The organism is Methylibium rhizosphaerae, assembly GCF_006386545.1.
GTDB lineage: Bacteria > Pseudomonadota > Gammaproteobacteria > Burkholderiales > Burkholderiaceae_C > Pseudorivibacter > Pseudorivibacter rhizosphaerae.
In genome coordinates, this window is sequence record NZ_SWAR01000122.1 from 1 (window position 1) to 1,483 (window position 1,483).

The following is a 1,483-nucleotide window of genomic DNA, read 5'->3' on the forward strand; positions in this document are numbered from 1 at the left end:
GCCCAAACCACCGCGCCCGCGGCCGACGCGTCGGCGGGGGCGAGCGTGCCGGCGGCGATCACGCCGGCGCCGGCGGCGGTGCCGGCGGCGAAGCCGGCGACCAAGACGGTCGAGTCGGTGGAGAACCCCTACGGCCTGGGAGCGCTGTGGAAGGCGGGCGACTTCGTGGCCAAGTTCGTGCTGGTGGTCATGGTGATCATGAGCATGGGCAGCTGGTACATCATGATCGTGAAGCTGTGGGAGCAGGCCAAGCTGGGGCGCCAGGCGAAGGAGGCGGCCAAGAGCTTCTGGAGCGCGGGCACCATCCGCCAGGGTGCGGACACGCTGCACGAGACCAGCCCGTTCCGCTTCATCGCCGAAGCGGGGCTGGACGCCACCAAGAAGCACGACGGCCTGCTGGGCCAGGTGGACCTGAACACGTGGGTGACGATGAGCATCCAGCGCTCGATCGAGCGGGTGCAAAGCCGCCTGCAGGACGGGCTGGCGTTCCTGGCCACGGTGGGTTCGACGGCGCCGTTCATCGGGCTGTTCGGCACGGTGTGGGGCATCTACCACGCGCTCACGGCCATTGGCGTGGCGGGGCAGGCGTCGATCGACAAGGTGGCCGGGCCGGTGGGCGAGGCGCTGATCATGACGGCCATCGGTCTGGCCGTGGCGGTGCCGGCGGTGCTGGGCTACAACTGGCTGGTGCGGCGCAACAAGAGCGCGATGGAAGACGTGCGCGCCTTCGGCAACGACCTGCACTCCGTGCTGCTGGCCGCCGGCAACGCCCGCAAGGCCTAAGGCCGCCGCAGGGGAGCCAAGACCATGGCCATGACCGTAGGCAGTGAAGGCGACGAGGACGAAGTCGTCTCCACCATCAACACCACGCCGCTGGTGGACGTGATGCTGGTGCTGCTCATCATCTTCCTGATCACGATTCCGGTGGTGACCACCTCGATCCCGGTGGATCTGCCCAAGGAAACGGTGGAAGTGCGAGAGACCAAGCCGGAGAACATCATCCTGTCGGTGGACACCGGCGGGGGCATCTACTGGAACGACCTGAGGATGGCCAACACGCAGGCGCTGGTGGACCGGCTGAAGAAGGTGGCGGTGCTCGACCCGCAGCCGGAGGTGCAGATCCGGGGCGACCACCGGGCGAACTACGACTCGGTGGGGCGGGTGATCTACGCCTGCCAGAGGGCGGGCATCACCAAGGTGGCGTTCATCACCGAGCCGCCGGCACGGGGAGGTTGACGATGGGAATGAACGTAGGAAGCGGCAGCGGCAGCGGTGATCCGGAGGTGATGGTGGACATCAACACCACGCCGCTGATCGACGTGATGCTGGTGCTGCTGATCATGCTGATCATCACGATCCCGATCCAGCTGCACTCGGTGAACCTGAACATGCCGGTGGGCGTGCCGCCGCAGAACCTCACCAAGCCCGAGATCGTCAAGATCGACATCGACGAGAAGAGCGTCGTGTACTGGAACGGCTTGCC

General features: G+C 66.8%; 3 protein-coding genes. All 3 read left to right on the forward strand.

Features of this window, described 5'->3' with window-relative positions; all coding sequences use genetic code 11:
* Positions 1–45 precede the first annotated feature (45 nt).
* Positions 46–783, forward strand: a complete 738-nt coding sequence (locus E8D38_RS27690; RefSeq protein WP_425462827.1) for a MotA/TolQ/ExbB proton channel family protein — start codon at positions 46–48, stop codon at positions 781–783.
* Positions 784–807: 24 nt separating this feature from the next.
* The gene (locus E8D38_RS27695; RefSeq protein ID WP_140637493.1) at positions 808–1,236 is read left to right on the forward strand and encodes an ExbD/TolR family protein; all 429 of its coding nucleotides are present in this window, start codon (positions 808–810) and stop codon (positions 1,234–1,236) included.
* A gap of 2 nt (positions 1,237–1,238) precedes the next feature.
* A partial coding sequence (locus E8D38_RS27700) for an ExbD/TolR family protein (RefSeq protein ID WP_181179562.1) occupies positions 1,239–1,483 on the forward strand: 245 nt, incomplete at its 3' end.